Source organism: Streptomyces sp. NPDC002853 (genome assembly GCF_053591915.1).
Map to the genome: position 1 here is coordinate 328,106 of NZ_JBSFUS010000009.1, position 18,114 is coordinate 346,219.

The 18,114-nt window shown below is 71.8% G+C and carries 17 protein-coding genes and 1 pseudogene; 9 read left to right on the forward strand and 9 right to left on the reverse strand.

What is annotated here, in order from left to right:
• Positions 1–215: 215 nt before the first annotated feature.
• Positions 216–932: pseudogene (locus ACWD02_RS26035) on the reverse strand (glycosyltransferase 87 family protein); the annotation flags it as partial.
• Between the two features lie 344 nt (positions 933–1,276).
• On the opposite strand from ACWD02_RS26035, the gene ACWD02_RS26040 reads away from it, so the two are divergent.
• Complete coding sequence (locus ACWD02_RS26040) at positions 1,277–3,331, forward strand: HelD family protein (RefSeq protein ID WP_451214840.1); 2,055 nt, start codon at positions 1,277–1,279, stop codon at positions 3,329–3,331.
• Here the strand turns inward: ACWD02_RS26040 and ACWD02_RS26045 are convergent.
• From ACWD02_RS26045 to ACWD02_RS26055, 3 genes are all read right to left on the reverse strand, one after another.
• Positions 3,328–3,894 (reverse strand): DUF2165 domain-containing protein, encoded by a 567-nt coding sequence (locus ACWD02_RS26045; protein WP_451214841.1) that lies wholly within the window; start codon positions 3,892–3,894, stop codon positions 3,328–3,330. The genes ACWD02_RS26040 and ACWD02_RS26045 overlap by 4 nt on opposite strands.
• Positions 3,895–3,937: 43 nt before the next feature.
• On the reverse strand, positions 3,938–4,627 hold the full coding sequence (locus ACWD02_RS26050) for a copper homeostasis protein CutC (RefSeq protein ID WP_451214842.1): 690 nt from the start codon (positions 4,625–4,627) through the stop codon (positions 3,938–3,940).
• A 192-nt stretch (positions 4,628–4,819) separates the two neighbouring features.
• Positions 4,820–7,090 carry a heavy metal translocating P-type ATPase gene (locus ACWD02_RS26055; RefSeq protein WP_451214843.1) on the reverse strand — a complete coding sequence of 757 codons (2,271 nt, stop codon included), beginning with the start codon at positions 7,088–7,090 and terminating at the stop codon, positions 4,820–4,822.
• 183 nt (positions 7,091–7,273) lie between these two features.
• Between ACWD02_RS26055 and ACWD02_RS26060 the strand changes: the two genes are divergently transcribed.
• Positions 7,274–8,290 carry a hypothetical protein gene (locus ACWD02_RS26060; RefSeq protein ID WP_451214844.1) on the forward strand — a complete coding sequence of 339 codons (1,017 nt, stop codon included), beginning with the start codon at positions 7,274–7,276 and terminating at the stop codon, positions 8,288–8,290.
• A gap of 54 nt (positions 8,291–8,344) precedes the next feature.
• Here ACWD02_RS26060 and ACWD02_RS26065 read toward each other — a convergent pair whose 3' ends face one another.
• Positions 8,345–9,019, reverse strand: a complete 675-nt coding sequence (locus ACWD02_RS26065; protein ID WP_451214845.1) for a maleylpyruvate isomerase family mycothiol-dependent enzyme — start codon at positions 9,017–9,019, stop codon at positions 8,345–8,347.
• A 105-nt stretch (positions 9,020–9,124) separates the two neighbouring features.
• Between ACWD02_RS26065 and ACWD02_RS26070 the strand changes: the two genes are divergently transcribed.
• The 3 genes from ACWD02_RS26070 (at position 9,125) to ACWD02_RS26080 (ending at position 12,329) form a co-directional block, all read left to right on the forward strand.
• Positions 9,125–9,784: an HD domain-containing protein gene (locus ACWD02_RS26070; protein ID WP_451214846.1), complete on the forward strand. Its 660-nt coding sequence runs from the start codon at positions 9,125–9,127 to the stop codon at positions 9,782–9,784.
• A gap of 20 nt (positions 9,785–9,804) precedes the next feature.
• Positions 9,805–10,914: a GNAT family N-acetyltransferase gene (locus ACWD02_RS26075; protein WP_451214847.1), complete on the forward strand. Its 1,110-nt coding sequence runs from the start codon at positions 9,805–9,807 to the stop codon at positions 10,912–10,914.
• A 155-nt stretch (positions 10,915–11,069) separates the two neighbouring features.
• The gene (locus ACWD02_RS26080) at positions 11,070–12,329 is read left to right on the forward strand and encodes a Cmx/CmrA family chloramphenicol efflux MFS transporter (protein ID WP_451214848.1); all 1,260 of its coding nucleotides are present in this window, start codon (positions 11,070–11,072) and stop codon (positions 12,327–12,329) included.
• Here the strand turns inward: ACWD02_RS26080 and ACWD02_RS26085 are convergent.
• The 3 genes from ACWD02_RS26085 to ACWD02_RS26095 form a co-directional block, all read right to left on the reverse strand.
• Positions 12,312–12,614: an NIPSNAP family protein gene (locus ACWD02_RS26085; protein ID WP_451214849.1), complete on the reverse strand. Its 303-nt coding sequence runs from the start codon at positions 12,612–12,614 to the stop codon at positions 12,312–12,314. The two genes, ACWD02_RS26080 and ACWD02_RS26085, sit on opposite strands and share 18 nt — an antisense overlap.
• Positions 12,615–12,678: 64 nt before the next feature.
• Positions 12,679–12,945, reverse strand: coding sequence for a DUF4031 domain-containing protein (locus tag ACWD02_RS26090; protein WP_361059154.1), 267 nt, complete (start codon positions 12,943–12,945; stop codon positions 12,679–12,681).
• Positions 12,942–13,298 carry a hypothetical protein gene (locus ACWD02_RS26095; RefSeq protein ID WP_451214850.1) on the reverse strand — a complete coding sequence of 119 codons (357 nt, stop codon included), beginning with the start codon at positions 13,296–13,298 and terminating at the stop codon, positions 12,942–12,944. The genes ACWD02_RS26090 and ACWD02_RS26095 overlap by 4 nt, the downstream gene beginning before the upstream one ends.
• Before the next feature lie 123 nt (positions 13,299–13,421).
• Here ACWD02_RS26095 and ACWD02_RS26100 point away from each other — a divergent pair, with 123 nt between their 5' ends.
• The 3 genes from ACWD02_RS26100 (at position 13,422) to ACWD02_RS26110 (ending at position 16,938) form a co-directional block, all read left to right on the forward strand.
• Positions 13,422–14,345 (forward strand): MurR/RpiR family transcriptional regulator, encoded by a 924-nt coding sequence (locus ACWD02_RS26100; protein WP_451214851.1) that lies wholly within the window; start codon positions 13,422–13,424, stop codon positions 14,343–14,345.
• 61 nt (positions 14,346–14,406) lie between these two features.
• Entirely contained in the window at positions 14,407–15,384 is a 978-nt protein-coding gene (gene murQ / locus ACWD02_RS26105) for an N-acetylmuramic acid 6-phosphate etherase (protein ID WP_451214852.1), read from the forward strand.
• Positions 15,385–15,441: 57 nt separating this feature from the next.
• Positions 15,442–16,938: a PTS transporter subunit EIIC gene (locus ACWD02_RS26110; RefSeq protein WP_451214853.1), complete on the forward strand. Its 1,497-nt coding sequence runs from the start codon at positions 15,442–15,444 to the stop codon at positions 16,936–16,938.
• 15 nt (positions 16,939–16,953) lie between these two features.
• Here ACWD02_RS26110 and ACWD02_RS26115 read toward each other — a convergent pair whose 3' ends face one another.
• Positions 16,954–17,223 carry a hypothetical protein gene (locus tag ACWD02_RS26115; RefSeq protein WP_451214854.1) on the reverse strand — a complete coding sequence of 90 codons (270 nt, stop codon included), beginning with the start codon at positions 17,221–17,223 and terminating at the stop codon, positions 16,954–16,956.
• Between the two features lie 81 nt (positions 17,224–17,304).
• Here ACWD02_RS26115 and ACWD02_RS26120 point away from each other — a divergent pair, with 81 nt between their 5' ends.
• Positions 17,305–18,063 (forward strand): polysaccharide deacetylase family protein, encoded by a 759-nt coding sequence (locus ACWD02_RS26120; protein WP_451214855.1) that lies wholly within the window; start codon positions 17,305–17,307, stop codon positions 18,061–18,063.
• Positions 18,064–18,114 lie beyond the last annotated feature (51 nt).

An 18,114-nucleotide genomic window follows, 5' to 3' on the forward strand; every position in this document is an offset into this window, starting at 1 on the left:
GGGAGCCGCAGGTCCAGGCCGCCCTGGTGCGGGATCAGCCACAGGGTGCGGGCCGTGAAGAGGGTCGCCACCGCCGCGGTCAGGCGGGGGCGGCCCTCCGCCATGAGCAGGACCAGGAGCGGTACGCACCAGACCCAGTGGTGGGACCAGCTGATGGGCGAGACGAGGAGCGCGGTGCCGGCCGTGAGGAGGACGCCGCGAGGCTCGCTCGGGGCACGGCGGGCCAGCCACAGCCCGGTGCCGGCGACAAGGACGGCGGGCACGGCCCACACGAGCCCTGGATGCGGGTCGTGCGTCACGCGCGCGATCAGCCCCTGAAGCGACTGGTTGTCGACGATCCACGCCTTGCCGACGCGGCCCGTCTCGAAGAGCCGGTGGGTCCAGAAGTCGACGCTCGCGGCGGGCAGCACGAGCGCGCCGAGCGCGAGGGTGCCGGTGAGGGCGGCGGTGGCGGTGAGCCCTTCGCGTACGCGTCCGGTGAGCAGGAGATACGCGATGAAGATGGCCGGGGTGAGCTTGATCCCGGCGGCGACGCCGATCGCGGCACCCTTGCCGAAGGCGCCGGGAGGCCGGGTGAGGTCCCACAGGATCAGGCAGGCGAGGGCGAGATTGACCTGCCCGAAGAGGAGGGTCTGAAAGACGGGCTCGACCCAGATCCCGAGGGCGGTGGCGGCGAGGAGCGGGCCGACGCGGGTGGGAAGTCCGGCGAGGCGGCAGGAGAGGTGGACGAGAAGCGCGAGGAGGAGGACGTTCCCGGCGAGGAAGGCGAGCTTGAGGGCGGGAAGGGGGAGCCAGGTGGTGGGCACGAAGAGGAGGGCGGCGAAGGGCGGATAGGTGGCCGGAAGGTTCCACTGGGTTACGGCGAACCCGTAAAGATCACTCCGCCTGACGACAGCGAATCCCTCGGCTCGATAGACGAGAACGTCGGCCATGGGGAGACGCTGCACGAAGCAGAGGGCGCCCAGGGCAACAAGGGAAACCCCCAGAAGGACGGCACCCCCCGCCGCGCCAGTAACACTCCGCACCGTCCCACTCACCCTGAGTACTCCCACCCGGGCGACCCTAGTGGACCGCCCATGCCACTCACGGCTGCGGGGTGCCGGGCGGGTGGGTGGGAGAGGCCCGCTCGACCAGAGAAGCCGCCCCCGAGAGGAAAACCCGTGGCCCCTCCCCCGCGCCCCGCATAAGATGCTCCGTCTGCCCGCGTGGAACGCGGACGCTGGCCGGTCGGCAACCGGGCAGCCCCAACAGCCCGCACCCCCGGCCGGAGGCACCCGTGCACGCCCACCCCGACCCGCTCTCCCGAGAGCGGAACCACCTCGCCGCCTCCCGCTCGGCCCTCCGAGCCATGCGCGAGGACGCCGAGGCGCTCGACATCCGCGACGTCACCGCGAACTGGGTCAACGCCGCCGTGCTGCAGAGCCAGATCGACGAGCGGATCAAGTCCCTCGCCGACCTCTCCCACACCCCGCTCTTCTTCGGGCGGCTCGACTACCTACACGCTCCCGGCGCCGACCAGGCGGAAGGCGCGCAGGGCGAGCAGTTCTACATCGGACGGCGCCACGTCCACGACTCCGACGGCGACCCGATGGTCATCGACTGGCGCGCCCCGGTCTCGCAGCCCTTCTACCGCGCCTCGAAGAAGGCGCCGATGGACATCGCCCTGCGGCGGCGGTTCGGATACACGGGCGGCGACCTCACCGCGTATGAGGACGAGCACCTCAGCGACGCCGACGAGGCCGAGCGGACCAGCAAGCTGCTCCAGCAGGAGATCGAGCGGCCCCGCGTCGGCCCCATGCGCGACATCGTCGCCACGATCCAGCCCGAGCAGGACGAGATCGTGCGCAGCGGCCTCGGCGGAACGGTCTGCGTGCAGGGCGGCCCCGGCACCGGAAAGACCGCCGTCGGCCTGCACCGGGTCGCCTATCTGCTGTACGCCCACCGCGAGCGCCTCGCCCGCACCGGGACCCTCGTCATCGGGCCCAACAAGTCCTTCCTGCACTACATCGAGCAAGTGCTGCCCGCACTCGGCGAGTTGGAGGTAAAGCAGGCCACCGTCGACGATCTCGTCGCCCACGTGGAGGTACGCGGGGCGGACGAAGCCGCCGCCGCCGTCGTCAAGGGCGACGCCCGTATGGCCGCCGTACTGCGAAAAGCCCTGCGCTCCCATGTGTCCATGCCCGACGAGCCCGTCGTCGTCGTGCGCGGCTCCCGGCGCTGGCGCATCCCCGCGTACGAACTGGAGGAGATCGTCGGCGAGTTGCTCGCGCGCGACATCCGGTACGGCGCCGCCCGTGACGCCCTGCCCCAGCGCATCGCGCACGCCGTGCTCGTCCGGATGGAGCAGGCCGGCGAGGCCCCCGACGACCGGGTGCAGGACGCCGTCGCGCGCAACGCCGCCGTGAAGGCAGCCGTCAAGGCCGTGTGGCCGCCCGTCGACCCCGCCAAGCTCGTGCTGCGGCTGCTCTCCGACGCCGAGTTCCTCGCCGCGCACGCGGAGGGCATCCTCGATCACGAGGAGCAGAAGCTCATCCTCTGGGCGAAGCCCGCGCGGAGCGTGAAGGCCGCCAAGTGGTCAGCCGCCGACGCCGTGTTGATCGACGAGGCGAACGATCTCGTCTCCCGGACCCATTCCCTGGGGCACGTCGTCCTCGACGAGGCGCAGGACCTTTCCCCCATGCAGTACCGCGCCGTCGGGCGCCGCTGCACCACCGGTTCCGCCACCGTCCTCGGCGACCTCGCGCAGGGCACCACCCCTTGGGCGACCCGGAGTTGGGAGCAGGCCCTGGAGCATCTGGGGAAAGGGGAAGCCGTGGTGGAGGAACTCACCGCCGGTTTCCGTGTGCCCCGGGAAGTCATCGCGTTCGCCTCGCGGCTGCTGCCCTCCATCGCGCCGGGTCTCGCCGAGGTGAAGTCCGTGCGTGAGTCTCCCGGTTCACTCGTGGTGCGCGAGGTGACAGAGGGGGACGCCGCCTCGGTCAAGGCCTCTGTCGAAGCCTGCGTCGAGTCGCTCCGACACGAAGGCTCCATCGGGCTCATCGCCGCCGACGCCCGCGTCCCCGCGCTCGCCGAAGCCCTCGGTGCCGCGGGAATGACGTACCTCTCGCCCGGCGAGGAGACCACCCCCGACACCCGGCTCACCCTCGTGCCCGCCTCCCTCGCCAAGGGACTCGAGTACGACTACGTGGTCCTGGACGAACCCGCGGCCGTCGTCGACGGCGAGCCCGACGAGCGGACGGGCCTGCGGCGCCTGTACGTCGCCCTGACCCGTGCCGTCTCGGGGCTCACCGTCGTGCACGCGGCCGCGCTTCCCGAGCAGCTCGCCGGCTAGGCGCGGGTGCCGGAGCCGTCCGCTTCGGTGCCGGCGGACGGCAGGTGCGTGACGACGAGGACGATGCCCGCGAGCGTCACGATCCGGGTGGCCGCGTCCAGGCCGTTCCAGTCCTCCGACTGCCACATGGCGAACCATTCGCCGCCGATCCCGATGAAGCCCGCCCCGAAGAGGAGGAGCACCATCAGGAGGCCGATCGTGCCTGCCCGCCGGGCCCGGCGCAGTCCCTGGGGGCGGCGCAGCGCCCCGGCCCACAGGACCGTCGCGGCGACGAGGACCAGCGCCGCCAGGGTCTCCCAGACGATGATCCCGACGTACGCGATGTCCTGCAGCGTGGTGGACTCCACCGCGCGCCACATCAGGTCGTCGTCCTTGAAGGTGGTGTCCATCGCCAGGACATGGCGTACGAACGCTTGGTTGGTCCCGAAATCGGTGATGTTCCCGAACGCCACGAGGGCGATGTAGAGCGCCACCGTCCCGGTGAGCAGCGTCGCGGCGACGGGCAGCGCCCCGGCCGCGAGCATCCGCTCCGCGGGACGCGTCCTGCTGGCTGGTGTCGGCATGAAGTCCCCTCCCTGTCCGTCCAGTTGTATCGCGTCCCGTCCGTCAGGCGTCCAGCGCCCCGCGCCACGTACGGACCGCGTCCGCCGACACCGGTGCCGACCAGCCGTCGGGGCGTGAGGCGCCGCCGATGTGGAAGGCGTCGACGCCCGCGGCCCTGAGCCGCGGCAGATGGTCGAGGCGCAGGCCGCCGCCGATCAGGATCTGCTGCTCGTAGCCCGGTTCGCCGGACCGCGCCGCCTCGTCGAGCAGCGTGCTCATGCCCTCGTCCACGCCCGTCGCCGCGCCCGCGGTGAGGTAGGTGTCGAGGCCGGGCAGGTCCGCGAGCTGCTTGCGCAGGGAGTCGCGGTCGGGGGCCCGGTCGATGGCCCGGTGGAACGTCCAGCGGCAGCCGTCGAGCGCGCCCACCACGGCCTCCACGGCGGCCAGGTCGGGGCCGCCCGTCTCGTCGAGGAAGCCCAGGACGAACTCGTCGGCGCCCGCGCTCCTGAGCTCGCGCGCACGGCGTACGAGAGCGTCGACGTCGCCCGCGTCGAAGCCGTCCGCGAGGCGCAGCATCACGCGCAGGGAGATGTCCACGGCGGCGCGGATCTCGGCAAAGGTCTCGCGGGACGGGGTCAGGCCGTCCGCGGCCATGTCGGTGACCAGCTCGAGGCGGTCCGCGCCTCCGGCCTGGGCGGCGATGGCGTCCTCGGCGTCGAGGGCGATCACCTCCAGGACTGCACGCTTGCTCATCGATGTCTTCCTTCGGGTCCGGGGCCGCGGGGGCGGGCGACGCGGGGGCCTTGAAGCCGCCACACATAGGTCTAGTCCAATTACCCAGCCTACGCGCAGATCACCCCGGCGCGACCCAAGCGCACCGGGGTGATCGTAGAGACATGTACACGTCGACCTTGCCGCAGGTTCAGCCGAGCGGCACCCCGGCGTTCAGCTCAGCGGCCTGAACCCCCTCAGGCGCAGGCTGTTGCCGACCACGAAGACCGAGGAGAACGCCATCGCGGCGCCCGCGATCATCGGGTTCAGCAGGCCCGCCGCGGCCAGCGGCAGCGCGCCCACGTTGTAGGCGAAGGCCCAGAACAGGTTGGACTTGATCGTGCCGAGCGTGCGGCGGGAGAGGCGGATGGCGTCCGCCGCAGCGCGCAGGTCCCCCCGTACGAGGGTGAGGTCGCCCGCCTCGATCGCGGCGTCGGTGCCCGTGCCCATCGCCAGGCCCAGGTCGGCCTGGGCGAGCGCCGCCGCGTCGTTCACGCCGTCGCCGACCATCGCCACGCTCCGGCCCTCCGCCTGGAGGCGCTTGACCACGTCCACCTTGTCCTGCGGCATCACCTCGGCGATCACGTCGTCGGGCGCGATGCCCACCTCGGCGGCCACCGATACCGCGACCGCCTTGTTGTCGCCGGTCAGCAGGATGGGCGTGAGCCCGAGGGCGCGGAAGCGGCGGATCGCCTCCGGGCTGGTCTCCTTCACCGCGTCCGCGACCTCCAGGACCGCCCGTGCCTCGCCGTCCCAGGCGACGGTGATCGCCGTACGCCCGGCCGCCTCGGCCTCCGCCTTCGCCCGCTCCAGCTCCACGGGCAGCCGGATCGCCCACTCCGCGAGCAGCGCCTCACGTCCGACCAGGACCGCGTGGCCCTCCACGATGCCCTGGACGCCGAGACCCGCCGCGTTCGCGAAGTCCTCGGGGGTGGGCAGCGTGCCGACCTGCTCGGCGGCGCCGGTGGCGACCGCCTGGGCGATGGGGTGCTCGGAGGAGTGCTCCAACGCCCCTGCCAGGCGCAGGACTTCGGCCTCGGTCGTGCCGTCCGCGACGTGTGTGGCGAGCAGGGTCATCTTGCCGGTGGTGACGGTGCCGGTCTTGTCCAGGACGATCGTGTCGACCTTGCGGGTCGTCTCCAGGACCTCCGGGCCCTTGATCAGGATGCCGAGCTGGGCGCCGCGTCCGGTGCCGACCATGAGGGCGGTCGGTGTCGCGAGCCCCAGGGCGCAGGGGCAGGCGATGATCAGTACGGCGACGGCCGCGGTGAAGGCAGCCGTCAGGCCCGAGCCGTTGCCGAGCCAGAAGCCGAGGGTGGCGACGGCGAGGGCGATGACGACCGGCACGAAGGCCGCGGAGATCTTGTCGGCGAGGCGCTGGGCCGCCGCCTTGCCGTTCTGCGCGTCCTCCACCAGCTTGGCCATGCGGGCGAGTTGGGTGTCGGCGCCGACCCGGGTGGCCTCGACGACCAGGCGCCCGCCGACGTTGAGGGTGGCGCCGGTGACGGAGTCGCCCTTGGCGACCTCGACCGGCACGGACTCGCCGGTGAGCATGGAGGCGTCGACGGCGGACGCGCCCTCGATGACCTTGCCGTCGGTGGCGATCTTCTCGCCGGGACGCACGAGGAAGCGGTCGCCGGTCTTCAGGTCACCCACCGGGATGGTCTCTTCGCGCCCGCCGTCACGGATGACGGTGACGTCCTTGGCCCCCAGCTGGAGCAGCGCCTTCAGGGCCGCGCCCGCCTTGCGCTTGGAACGGGCCTCGAAGTAGCGCCCGGCCAGGATGAAGGCGGTGACGCCCGCCGCGGCCTCCAGGTAGATGTTCCCGGCGCCGTCCGTGCGGGCGATGGTCAGCTCGAAGGGGTGCGTCATGCCGGGCGTGCCGGCCGTACCGAAGAAGAGCGCCCACAGCGACCAGATGAACGCGGCCGACGTGCCGACCGAGATCAGTGTGTCCATCGTCGCCGCGCCGTGCCGCGCGTTCGTGTACGCGGCCTTGTGGAAGGGCCAGGCCGCGTACGTCACGACCGGTGCCGCGAGCGTCAGGGACAGCCACTGCCAGTACTCGAACTGCAGGGCGGGGATCATCGCCATCGCGACGACGGGCAGGGAGAGCAGGACGGCGGTGATCAACCGCTCGCGCAGCGGCCGCAGTACGTCATCGTCGGCCCGCTCGCCGCCGTCCGCGTCCGGTTCCGTTCGCGCCGGGGCGGGCTCCTGCGCGGTGTAGCCGGTGGCCTCGACGGTGGCGATCAGGTCCCGCACCGCGACGTCCTGGCCGCGGTAGCTGACCTTGGCCTTCTCGGTGGCGTAGTTGACGGTCGCCTCGACGCCGTCCATGCGGTTGAGCTTCTTCTCGATCCGGGCGGCGCACGAGGCGCAGGTCATGCCACCGATGGCTAGCTCTACTTCTGCCACCTCGGTGGTGCCGGGTGTGGTGGACATGGCTGCGGGCTCCTCGTGACGGGGTACCCGGGGTGGGTACCCCGGCCTTGGCTTCATTTATACCCCTGGGGGGTATCGAAGGCAAGAGTTGCCCCGGGCTTGACTTCATACCCCTAGGGGGTATCTTCGAGACATGAAGGGCCACACACCACCTGTCCCTTGACCCGTCTCCTGGGAGCCGTCATGAACACCGGACTGAAGATCACCGCCTTCGCCGCGGCCATCGCCGCGACCTTCGGCACCGCGTACGGAGTGGGTCAGGGCATCGACCCCGTGACCGCGGGGAAGAAGCCCGCGAGCGAGCACGGCGGGCATGCGGGCGACAGCGGGAAGGAGAAGAAGCCAGGGGAGACGGACGCCGCCGGAGGCCACGCGGAGACCGTGCCCGGCGGCCTGCAGATCTCCGAGCGCGGCTACACCCTGGACCTGGAGACCTCCCGCATCGACGCCGAGAAGCGCGAGGAGCTGCGGTTCTCGGTGGTCAAGGACGGCGCGGGCAAGGACGGCGCGGGCAAGGACGGCCGGGGCGAGAACGTCACGGCGTACGAGAAGGAGCACGGCAAGGAGCTGCACCTCATCGTCGCGTCACAGGACCTGACGACTTACCGCCACCTGCACCCGACCCGCGCGGCGGACGGCACCTGGTCGACGCCGGTCGAGCTCCCGGAGGCGGGCGGCTACCGAGTCTTCGCCGACTTCAAGCCCGCGGGCGCGAAGGAGGGGCTGACGCTGGGCGCGGACCTCGCGGTGGCGGGGACGTATGCGCCGCGGTCGCTGCCGGAGCCCTCCAGGAAGGCGAGCGTCGACGGCTACGAGGTCAGCCTCAAGGGTGAGCTGAAGCCCGGGAAGGCGGCGGACGTGACCCTGAACGTGGAGAAGAACGGCAAGCCCGTCACCGACCTTCAGCCCTACCTCGGTTCGTACGGCCACCTGGTCGCCCTGCGCTCCGGTGACCTCGCCTACCTCCACGTGCACCCCACCGGGGAGCCCGGCGACGGCAGGACGAAGCCGGGTCCGGGCGTGTCCTTCGCGGCGACGGCTCCGAGCGGGGGCGCCTATCGGCTGTTCCTCGACTTCAAGCACGAGGGGAAGGTGCGGACGGCGGCGTTCACGGTGCATGCGGGTGCGGGTGCGGGCGCCGGCGGCGAGGGCGGACACGGGGAAACCCCCGAGTCGGGCAACTCGGAACACGCACACTGACGCCGCCCGTCCGCGGGTCCGCTGTGGCGGGCCCGCAGACGCACGTGAACCGGCTCAGTCGAAGATCGGGAGCTCCGATTCCTTTGCTCCCGCCAGTTCGTAGCGCGTTCCCGCGAGGGGGCGGCCCGTGTAGAGGCGGATCAGGGTCGGGGCGTCGCCGAGGTAGCGGGCCGGGGGGCGCTTGCCGTCGGGGACGCCCAGGGAGAGCGGCTCGTCCCTGCCGTCCACGTCCGCGTGCAGGGCGAGCGCCGACGTAGCCCTGCTGTACTCCCCGAGCAGGGTCAACGCGTCGGGCAGCCCCGCGCCGCCGTACGCCCCCGGCAGCCCCCAGGCCTCCCGCACGTCCCCCGCGTGCACCCACTCCCCCAGCGCCACGCCGTCCAGGCGCCCCTTGAACTCGACCATGACCGCGCCCGCCTCCGTCATGCCGCGCTCCAGCTCGTCCACGACACGGGAGTTGGACCAGTCGGCGCGTTCGGCGATGTCGCGGTCATTGCTCTCGGCGCTGTAGACGCCCTCCTCGAAACGGCGCTCGATGACGCGCATCAGCGCGGCGCCGCAGTGCGCGAGGACGTGCCGCACGGTCCAGCCGGGACAACAGGTCCTGACCGCGTACGCGGAGTCGTCTGCTTCCCTCAACAGCGGTATCAGGGCGTCGCGTTCGGTACGAAGGAGCCGGCCGGGCAGCTCGGGGTCGTAGGTCTCGTCGCGGTGCGTCATGGAGGTCATGCGGGCAAGCCAATCGTGTGCGGCGGCATACGGCAACGCACAGGGGTGATATACGTACGGATACCCTCCCCGGGTATCTGTGGCCCTGACCGCTAGAGTCACCCCATGCCCCACGCCGACCACACCGACCAGGCCGACAAGGACCTCCGCGCCCGCTGGCACGCGACGCTGCTCCGCGCGAGCGAGGAGACCCCCGACCCCGCCCCCTACGCGGACAACCTGCTGACGCGCTGGGCCGAGCCGCAGCGGCGGTACCACACCACCGCCCACCTCGCGGCGGTCCTCGCCCACATCGACGTACTGGAGGAGCACGCCGAGGAGCCCGATCTCGTACGGCTCGCGGCGTGGTTCCACGACGCGGTGTACGCGCCGGACCGCTCCGAGAACGAGGAGCGCAGTGCCCGCCTCGCCGAACGCGCCCTGGCCGAGGCCGGGTTGACCGAAGCACGGACCGCCGAGGTGGCGCGCCTCGTCCGGCTCACCGTCACCCACGACCCCGCCGAGGGCGACCACAACGGCGAGGTGCTGTGCGACGCCGACCTGGCGATCCTGGCCGCGGCGCCGGACGCCTACGCCGCGTACGCCGCCGCCGTCCGCGAGGAGTACGCCTTCGTGCCGGACGAGGACTTCCGCACGGGCCGGGCCGCGGTGCTCCGGCAGCTCCTCGCGCTGCCGAGGCTGTTCCGCACGCCGTACGGAGCGGCCGAGTGGGAGGGTCCGGCGCGCGCGAACCTGGCGACGGAAATGGAGCTGCTGGACGTCTGAGGCTCCCGTACGCTCGCCGCATGCTTTTCATGGGCGGGGACCAGGTCGAGGAGGCCGTGGCGCACGCGGCGAAGGTGCTGCGGGCGGGGGCGGGGCTCGACTGGAGCGTCAAGGCGGGCGGTCTCGAATGGAGCTGCCTGGAGACGGCCGAGCACATCGCGGGCGATCTCGTCGCGTACGCGGGGCAGTTGACGGGGCGGGCGACCGACGCGTGGGTCCCCTTCGAGATCGCCTTCGACGAGGGCTCGGGTCCCGAGGACGCGATCAGCGTCATCGAGTCGACCGGCGGCCTGCTCTCGGCGGTGGTGCGGACCACGCCCCCGGGGGTGCGGGGCTACCACCCGTACGCGTACGGGAGCGCGGACGCGACCGGCTTCGCGGCGATGGGCACGGCGGAGGTGCTCCTGCACACGTACGACATCGGGCAGGCGCTCGGCCTGGACGCGCAACCGCCGGCCCGGCTGTGCGAAGCGGTGCTCGCCTGGCTCTTCCCGCAGGTCATGCCCGCGCGTACGCCCGATGACCACTGGGCGACGCTGCTCTGGGCGACGGGCCGCGGTGCACTGGCGGGGCGCCCCCGCCTCGACAAGTGGCGCTGGCACAACGCCCTTTCGATCCCCGCGGGGCGGATCGCTCTGCGGGAGGTCTCCCCCGCGGCGGCGGCCGATCTCGCCGCGGGCGGCACGGGGGGTCTGACGTGGATCGAGGGCGGGCCCTTCGACGGGACGCGGCGGGCGGCGGAGGGGGTCACCAAGGCGTACGCGTCCGGGGTGCACCGGCCCGAGTGGGGCATGTTCGCGCTGGTGCGGGTGGCGGACGAGGTCGCGGTCGGCGGCATGGGTTTCCACGGTCCGCCGGACGAGGAGGGCGTGGCGGAGGTCGGCTACGACCTGGCGGTCGGCGCGCGGGGCAAGGGGTACGCCACGGAGTCACTCCGGGCGCTCTCCGACTGGGCCTCGGCCCGCCCGGGAGTCTCGGCTCTCCTGGCCGTGATCGACCCCGAGAACGAGCCGTCGCAGGCGGTGGTCACCAGAGCGGGCTACACCCGCGCCGCAAACCGCGAGAACCTCCACGCCTACCTACGCCCCACACCCCACAGCACCCGTGACCCCGCAGCACGGGAACCCTGAACAGCCGCCGCTTCGCGGCGATGTTTCCCACCCACCCATCACCCCACCCCCCGGGAATGTAAGCAGCCACCCCGACGTTCACCACTGTTATGCCGACACCTGACCCAAAGGCCCCTCTCCCCAAGGCCCCCGAGCCAGGGAAAAGCCGTACCCGTATGCCCATGGCCGTCTACATCCTCGGCCTTGCCGTCTTCGCGCTCGGCACGAGTGAGTTCATGCTCTCGGGGCTCCTGCCCCCCATCGCGGACGACATGGACGTCTCCATCCCCCGCGCCGGCCTCCTCATCTCCGCCTTCGCCATCGGCATGGTCGTCGGCGCCCCCCTCCTGGCCGTGGCCACCCTCCGGCTCCCGCGCCGGACGACCCTCATCACGCTGATCACCGTCTTCGGGCTCGGCCAGGTCGCCGGCGCCCTCGCGCCCACGTACGAGATCCTCTTCGCGTCCCGCGTCATCAGCGCGTTCGCCTGCGCCGGATTCTGGGCGGTCGGCGCGGCCGTCGCCATCGCGATGGTGCCGGTCAACCAGCGTGCCCGCGCCATGGCCGTGATGATCGGCGGCCTCTCCATCGCGAACGTCCTCGGCGTCCCCGCCGGCGCCTTCCTCGGCGACAACTTCGGCTGGCGGTCCGCCTTCTGGGCGGTCGGCGTCGCCTCCGCGATCGCTCTCGTCGGCGTACTGACCCTCATCCCGCGCATCCCGCTCCCGGCCGAGAAACCGCGCCTGAAGCGGGAGTTGGCCATCTACCGCGACCGGCAGGTCTGGCTCTCCATCACGATCACCGCCCTCGCGGCGGGCGGTGTCTTCTGCGCGTTCTCGTACCTCTCCCCGCTCCTGACGGACGTCGCGGGGCTCGACGAGGGATGGGTGCCGACCGTGCTCGGCCTCTTCGGGCTCGGCGCCCTCATCGGCACGGCGATCGGCGGCCGTGTCGCCGATGCCCACCTCTTCGGGGTCATGCTGAGCGGTGCCGCGGCCTCGACGGTCTTCCTCGTCGCCCTCGCGCTCTTCTCCGGCACGACGGCCGTCGCGGTGAGCCTCTCCTTCCTCCTCGGCGTCTCCGCCTTCTACACGGCCCCGGCCCTCAACGCCCGCATGTTCAACGTCGCGGGCGCCGCCCCCACCCTCGCGGGCGCGACCACGACGGCGGCGTTCAACCTGGGCAACACCGGCGGTCCCTGGCTCGGCGGCACGGTCATCGACCTCGACCTGGGCTACGCCTCGACGGCGTGGGCGGGCGCGGCGATGACGGCGGCGGCGATCATCGCGGTGACGGTGTCACTGCGGCTGCACCGCAAGACACCGAGCCGCGTGATCACGACGTCCGCGGCCGATGCAGAGCCCCTCGAAGCAAAGACCCCCGACGCCGGAACCCCCGACGCCCACCACCCCACGCCCTCACTCCAGAGGCCGTAGGAATCGCCGCTCGTAGCGCCGGATGCACCGCGTCCGGCGCGCGAGCTCGACGGCCTCCTGGCACTCGGGGTCGCTCGCGGCCTCGGTGCGGTAGCGCTCGTAGTCGGCGAGGCTGGGGAAGGAGAAGAGTGCGTACGCGATGTCGCTGTCGCCCTCACTGGGCAGGAAGTAGCCGTGGTGGGTGCCGCCGAGGCGGTTGACCAGGACGACCCAACGGCGGCCGTACTCCTCGAAGTCGTCGATGCGGTCGGGGTCGATCTCGTACTTCAGATGAACCGTGATCATGCGCCTCACCCTAGGCTCGCCCCACGTCGCGCGGCCCGCATCCAAAAAATTGCGGCGCCCCGCCCTACGCGGGCCTCCCCTTGGGCCTCCGCAACCCGGCATCCGTAAGCCTGCGCACCAGTTCCTTGGAGCCGATCTCGACCGCGCCCGCGCGCACCGCGTCGTCGTAGCGGTGCGAGGGCAGGTCGTAGTGGTCGCGCTCGAAGGCGCGCGCGGGCGCGCCGATGCCGGCCGCGAACGCGTGCAGTTCCTCGTACGAGACGTCGCTGACGAGGTGCGACCACATGCGGCCATGCCCCGGCCAGGTGGGCGGGTCTATGTAGACCGTCACGTCAGGCCGCCCACGGGGGCCACGACCACGCCCGCCTTCCCGCACACCCAGTGCGGGTCGGGGCCCAACTCGGGCTCCACGTCCAGGGCGTGCGGGTCACCCGTGCCGCAGACGGGACAGAGCGGCCAGCGGCCGTAGCGCTCCAGGAGCGCGTCCTGGACGTCCTGGGCGACGAGACCCGCGACGTAGTCGACGCCCTCCGGCCACTGCTCGACCCACCAGCGGCGGTGCGCCACCGACTCCTCGACCAGCGAGACGACCTCGGCCTGGGCGACCTCACGGGTCACGAGGTCGGCGAGGACAAGTGCACGAGCGGCGTGCAGCGCCTGCTCCAGAGGGTCGATCGCGTCCATGCAGCCATTGTCCACCCCACGCGCAACCCGCCGAAGATCCAACCGGAACGGGGTGAGGCAGGTAACCGAGATCGGGACCAAAGGGGTCTTGACCACCCCCCGCTCCGAAAATATCTTTCAAGCGTGACCAATGACGTGAAGGAAATTTTCGCGGGCGCGGCGCCCCCCGCCCCGGCCGCCCTGGCGGCCAAGGTGCGGACCCTCGCGCCGTCCATGACCCGCTCCATGCAGCTGGTCGCCGAAGCCGTCGCGGGCGATCCCGCGGGCTGCGCGGCCCTCACGGTCACCGGCCTCGCCGAGCTCACCGGGACCAGCGAGGCCACGGTGGTCCGCACCGCCCGCCTCCTCGGCTACCCCGGCTACCGCGACCTGCGGCTCGCCCTCGCCGGACTCGCCGCCCAGCAGCAGTCGGGCCGCGCGCCCGCCGTCACCGCCGACATCGCCGTCGACGACCCGATCGCGGACGTCGTGGCGAAGCTGGCGTACGACGAGCAGCAGACCCTCGCCGACACCGCGGGCGGACTCGACACCGTCCAGCTCGGCGCCGCCGTCGCCGCGCTCGCCGTCGCACCCCGCACCGAGATCTACGGCGTCGCGGCCTCCGGTCTCGTCGCCCAGGACCTCGCGCAGAAGCTGCTGCGCATCGGCCACATCGCCCACGCGCACTCCGACCCGCACCTGGCCGTCACGAACGCCGTGACCCTGCGCTCCAAGGACGTGGCCATCGCGATCACGCACTCCGGGTCGACCGGTGACGTCATCGAGCCGCTGCGGGTCGCCTTCGAGCGCGGCGCGACGACCATCGCGATCACCGGACGCCCCGGCAGCCCCGTCTCGCAGTACGCGGATCACATACTGACCACCTCCACCGCCCGCGAGAGCGAGCTCAGGCCCGCCGCGATGTCGTCCCGCACGAGCCAACTGCTCGTCGTGGACTGCCTGTTCGTGGGCGTCGCCCAGCGGACGTACGAGACGGCCGCCCCCGCACTCGCCGCCTCCTACGAAGCGCTCGCGCACCGGCACAGCCCGCGCGGCGGCAGCCGCTGAGCCCCTCCCCCCTGCCGCCCGCACCCGCCACCCCCCGCCGCACACGAAAGAGCCGCACCTCATGACCTCCACGACCGACGCCACTCCCTCCTCCGGTGGCGACGAGACGTACGGCGAACTCCGCGCCCAGCTGGACACGCTCACCACCGAGGCTTTCCGGCCCGAGCTCTCCGAGATCGACCGGCTCCCCACGCTTGAGATCGCGAAGATCATGAACGGCGAGGACGCCTCCGTCCCCGCTGCCGTCGCCCAGCAGCTTCCGGCCATCGCCGCCGCCATCGACGGCACCGCCGAGCGCATGGCCCGCGGCGGCCGCCTCATCTACGCGGGCGCGGGCACGGCGGGGCGCCTCGGGGTGCTCGACGCCTCCGAGTGCCCGCCCACCTTCAACACCGACCCCGCCGAGGTCGTCGGCCTCATCGCGGGCGGCCCGAGCGCCATGGTCACGGCGGTCGAGGGCGCGGAGGACAGCAAGGAGTTCGCGGCCGAGGACCTGGACGGGCTCCGCCTCACCGCGGACGACGTGGTCGTCGGCATCTCCGCGTCCGGCCGCACCCCGTACGCGATCGGCGCGGTGGAGCACGCGCGGGTGAAGGGCGCACTCACCATCGGCCTGTCCTGCAACGCGGACAGCGGTCTCGCGGCAGCCGCCGACCACGGCATCGAGGTCGTCGTGGGCCCCGAACTCCTCACCGGCTCCACCCGCCTGAAGGCGGGCACCGCCCAGAAGCTCGTCCTCAACATGCTGTCGACGATCACGATGATCCGCCTCGGCAAGACCTACGGAAACCTGATGGTGGACGTACGCGCGTCGAACGAGAAGCTGCGCGCCCGTTCGCGCCGGATCGTCTCCCTCGCCACCGGCGCCTCCGACGAGGAGATCGAGGCCGCGCTCGCCGCCACCGACGGGGAGGTGAAGAACGCCATCCTCACCATTCTCGGCGGAGTCGACGGCCCCACGGCCGCGGACCTGCTCGCTTCCTCGGACGGCCACCTCAGGGCCGCCCTGGACAACTCGCGCACCACCCGCACCACCTGACCCCCAGCCGCTGGAAGAACAGCGCCACCCCGCACGCACAGCAAGGCACCCCGCACCATGGCAACTGACAAGAACCGCGCCACAGCCGCCGCGATCCTCCCCCTCGTCGGCGGCGCCCAGAACGTCACGTCCATCGCCCACTGCATGACGCGCCTGCGCCTGAGCCTGGCCGACCGTTCGCTGGTCGACGACGAGGCCCTGAAGGCACTGCCCGCCGTGATGGGCGTGGTCGAGGACGACACGTACCAGATCGTGCTCGGCCCGGGTACGGTCGCCCGCGTCACGCCGGAGTTCGAGGCACTGGTGGAAGAGGAGCGGTCGGCCGCTCCTGAGCCCACGGTGACCGCCGATGAACTAGCCGAGCAGGGGGCGGCCATCAGGGCGGCCCGCAAGGAGAAGAACGCCACCCCGTTCAAGCTCTTCCTGCGCCGCATCGCGAACATCTTCGTGCCGCTGATCCCGGCCCTGATCGGCTGCGGCATCATCGCGGGCATCAACGGCCTCCTGATCAACCTGGAGTGGCTGCCGGGCATCACCCCGGCGCTCGCGGCCATCGCCTCCGGGTTCATGGCGCTCATCGCGGTGTTCGTGGGCTTCAACACGGCGAAGGAGTTCGGCGGTACGCCGATCCTGGGCGGCGCGGTGGCGGCGATCATCGTCTACGCGGGCGTGGCGAACATCGAGGCGTTCGGCCAGAAGCTGTCGCCGGGCCAGGGCGGCGTACTGGGCGCCCTCGGGGCGGCGGTCCTCGCCACGTACATCGAGAAGTGGTGCAGGCGCTGGGTCCCCGAGGCCCTCGACGTCCTCGTGACCCCCACCATCACGGTCCTGCTCTCCGGCCTGGTCACGATCTTCGGCCTGATGTTCCTGGCGGGCGAGGTCTCGACGGGCATCGGCACGGCGGCCAACTGGCTCCTGGACAACACGGGCGCGTTCGCGGGCCTGGTCCTGGGCGGTCTGTTCCTGCCCCTGGTCATGCTGGGTCTGCACCAGGCCCTGATCCCCATCCACACCACGCTCATCGAGCAGCAGGGCTTCACCGTCCTGCTCCCCATCCTGGCGATGGCGGGCGCGGGCCAGGTGGGCTGCGCCATCGCGGTCTACAAGCGCCTCAGGCACAACACCTCCATCCGTACGACGATCAAGTCCGCGCTCCCCGCGGGCTTCCTGGGCGTGGGCGAACCCCTCATCTACGGCGTCTCGCTCCCCCTCGGCCGCCCCTTCATCACGGCGTGCGTGGGCGGTGCGGCGGGCGGCGCGTTCATCGGGTTCTTCTCGATGATCGGCGAGAAGGTCGGCTCCACGGCGATCGGCCCCTCGGGCTGGGCCCTGTTCCCCCTCCTGGACGGCAACAAGGGCCTGGGCCTGACGATCGCGATCTACGGCGGCGGCCTGCTCGTCGGCTACGCGGTGGGCTTCTTCGCGACGTACTTCTTCGGCTTCAGCAAGCAGATGCTGGTGGAACTGAACGTCGACACGACACCCCCGGACCAGGTCGTCGCGGGCTCCCCCGCCACACCCACGGACCCGGCCAAGGCGCCTGCGGTGGCGTGACCCTCCGGCTCCCGACTAACCGGGAAAATCGGCCGTATCGACGGTTGCCGCGAACGGCACCCGCTCGGCGTGCTTGTACGCCCCGTTCTGCGAGCCGGTGAACAACGTGGCTGTCGGGCCATGCTCATCGAAGCGGTCCACGAGCAGGGCTTCCGCCGCGTCCAAGGGGTCGTTGGTGTCCGGGTCGGCGGCATCGACGACCTCGGGGGCGGCGGCCTGACCCGCCGCTCGCGGAGGTTGTCCGTGAACTTCCCCGGAATTGTCCTTGATCGGTAACGGACGCATCCCTTTGCGGCCGGGTCTCGTCCTGCCGTGTGGGTCGCAGGCGGCCGGGGATCGGCGCGGGACGTACGCAAAGGGGCGGACATGGCACGGCACAGTGGTGGGCGGGGCTGGTACGGCAAGCTGATCGGTGCGGCGCTCGGCGTGACGCTGCTCGCCACCGGCGCGGGGGTGTGGAGCGCGCAGGCCGGTACCTCGGAGGACTCCCCGGCGGCCAAGAAGCCCAGCGCCGTCAAGCCGGTCTCCAAGACCATCGCGCACGCCTCCGAGAAGGGCCCGCGCGGCATCAACCTCACCATCGACGACGGCCCCGACCCCAAGTGGACGCCCGAAGTCCTCGCCGTACTGCGGGAGTACGACGTGAAGGCCACCTTCTGCATGGTCGGAACGCAGGCCGAGGCCCACCCCGACATGGTGAAGAAGGTCGTCGCCGCCGGGCACCGCCTCTGCGACCACTCGGTGTCGCACAACACCGGCATGGACAAGGACTCCAAGGCCTACCAGTCCCGGCAGATCCTCGACGCCGAACGCATGATCACCAAGGCGTCCGGCGGCGTACGGCCCCTGTACTACCGTGCACCCGGCGGCGCCTTCACCCCGCACAGCCGCAAGCTCGCAGCCGAGCGGGGCATGCGCCCGCTCGGCTGGAACGTGGACACCAAGGACTTCGAGCGCCCCGGCACGGACGCCATCGTCGCCACGGTCGAGCGGGAGCTGCCCAACGGGCCGACCCTCCTCTTCCACGACGCCGGCGGCGACCGCACCCAGACCGTCGAGGCCCTGCGCACCCTCATCCCCCGACTCAAGCAGCAGGGCTACGCCTTCGGCTTCCCGGTCCGCTGAGCCCTCCGGTCCCCCAGGGGGACCCCTCGTACTGCTCGAAGTTCCTAGCTG

Excerpts from the sequence above, each read along its gene's own strand:
- ACWD02_RS26065 (WP_451214845.1), bottom strand. The coding sequence starts at position 9,019 with ATGACCTCCATGACGCACCGCGACGAGACCTACGACCCCGAGCTGCCC.
- ACWD02_RS26060 (WP_451214844.1), top strand. The coding sequence starts at position 7,274 with ATGAACACCGGACTGAAGATCACCGCCTTCGCCGCGGCCATCGCCGCG.
- ACWD02_RS26115 (WP_451214854.1), bottom strand. The coding sequence starts at position 17,223 with ATGCGTCCGTTACCGATCAAGGACAATTCCGGGGAAGTTCACGGACAA.
- ACWD02_RS26050 (WP_451214842.1), bottom strand. The coding sequence starts at position 4,627 with ATGAGCAAGCGTGCAGTCCTGGAGGTGATCGCCCTCGACGCCGAGGAC.
- ACWD02_RS26110 (WP_451214853.1), top strand. The coding sequence starts at position 15,442 with ATGGCAACTGACAAGAACCGCGCCACAGCCGCCGCGATCCTCCCCCTC.
- ACWD02_RS26120 (WP_451214855.1), top strand. The coding sequence starts at position 17,305 with ATGGCACGGCACAGTGGTGGGCGGGGCTGGTACGGCAAGCTGATCGGT.
- ACWD02_RS26085 (WP_451214849.1), bottom strand. The coding sequence starts at position 12,614 with ATGATCACGGTTCATCTGAAGTACGAGATCGACCCCGACCGCATCGAC.
- ACWD02_RS26075 (WP_451214847.1), top strand. The coding sequence starts at position 9,805 with ATGCTTTTCATGGGCGGGGACCAGGTCGAGGAGGCCGTGGCGCACGCG.
- ACWD02_RS26095 (WP_451214850.1), bottom strand. The coding sequence starts at position 13,298 with ATGGACGCGATCGACCCTCTGGAGCAGGCGCTGCACGCCGCTCGTGCA.
- ACWD02_RS26045 (WP_451214841.1), bottom strand. The coding sequence starts at position 3,894 with ATGCCGACACCAGCCAGCAGGACGCGTCCCGCGGAGCGGATGCTCGCG.
- ACWD02_RS26055 (WP_451214843.1), bottom strand. The coding sequence starts at position 7,090 with ATGTCCACCACACCCGGCACCACCGAGGTGGCAGAAGTAGAGCTAGCC.
- ACWD02_RS26080 (WP_451214848.1), top strand. The coding sequence starts at position 11,070 with ATGCCCATGGCCGTCTACATCCTCGGCCTTGCCGTCTTCGCGCTCGGC.
- murQ (WP_451214852.1), top strand. The coding sequence starts at position 14,407 with ATGACCTCCACGACCGACGCCACTCCCTCCTCCGGTGGCGACGAGACG.
- ACWD02_RS26070 (WP_451214846.1), top strand. The coding sequence starts at position 9,125 with ATGCCCCACGCCGACCACACCGACCAGGCCGACAAGGACCTCCGCGCC.